1 protein-coding gene and 1 pseudogene are annotated in these 1,071 nt (G+C 64.1%); one reads left to right on the plus strand and one right to left on the minus strand.

Annotated elements, in window-relative coordinates:
* Positions 1-218 (minus strand): annotated as a pseudogene (locus JCM25156_RS25925) (ATP-binding protein); the annotation flags it as partial.
* A gap of 219 nt (positions 219-437) precedes the next feature.
* On the opposite strand from JCM25156_RS25925, the gene JCM25156_RS17785 reads away from it, so the two are divergent.
* The coding region (locus tag JCM25156_RS17785; protein WP_025814210.1) for an OpgC family protein at positions 438-1,071 on the plus strand (634 nt) is incomplete at its 3' end.

The raw sequence follows: 1,071 nt of genomic DNA on the forward strand, positions 1-1,071 counted from the left end.
CAGCCGGGAACCGCCGCCATCAGGGCACGTTCCAGTTCAGGCAGCAGGGGTTGCAGGTCCACCGCGCGCGCGCGGTCCGTCGCGATGGCGACGTGAAGCACCCCGTCACGCACCATGAAGGCGTCCAGACTGCCCAGCTTCGCCACGCTGGTGGATTTGTCTGCCGTATGGACCTGTTGCAGCACGGTCTCGATGGTTGTCCTGTCGGGGTTGGTCATGGTGGTGCGTTTCCTGCTCTGTCGCCCCTGCGGGTATAAAAGGTGCAGGGGAGTGTGGTCGAGTCATGAAACCGTGGCGCGGGCATGCCCGCGTATGCGCTGCATGCGCGCCGTCCCTGCGGTGGAAGAATGGCGCGTGGCCCGGTTTGCTGCTTTACGCTTCCCCATCGCATGATGTGAATGGCTATCATGCGCGTATTCAGGCAGGCAGGGACCATAATGGGCAATTCCACGTCACGGGCCGCGTCCCATCATCGGCGGGACCACAGGGTTGACGCCCTGCGTGGGGTGGCGCTGCTCATGATGTGCGTCGATCATATTCCGCAGGATGTGCTCAACCGTTTCACCATGCGCAATATCGGCTTTGCCGACGCGGCGGAGGTGTTCGTGCTGCTGGCGGGCTACGCCTCCTGGCTGGCCTATGGCCGGGCCTTTGGCACCCGGCCCGTCGCCACGGTCCTGATGCGCATCGGGCGGCGGTGCTGGCAGCTTTACGCATACCAGATCATGCTGGTGGTGGTCTGTGTCTCCACCATTCGCATCTGGCGGCATTTCTGGCCCGTGCCGGTCGATTTTCTTGAACCCGAACTGGCGCATGGGCTGGATTCGGTCTGGCGGGTGCTCTCGCTGGTGGCGCTGCCGGGCAACCTGAACATCCTGCCGCTCTATATCGTGCTGCTTGTGGGGTTCGCGCCGTTATACGCGCTGCTGCGCGGGGCGGGGACCAGCGTGGTGCTGGGCCTGAGCGGGACCGTGTGGCTGGTGGTCAATGTCAATCCCCGGCTCAACTTCCCCAACTGGCTGGACCCCGATGGCTGGTATTTCGACCCGCTGGCGTGGCAGTTCCTGTTCG

It is taken from the genome of Komagataeibacter kakiaceti JCM 25156 (assembly GCF_000613305.1).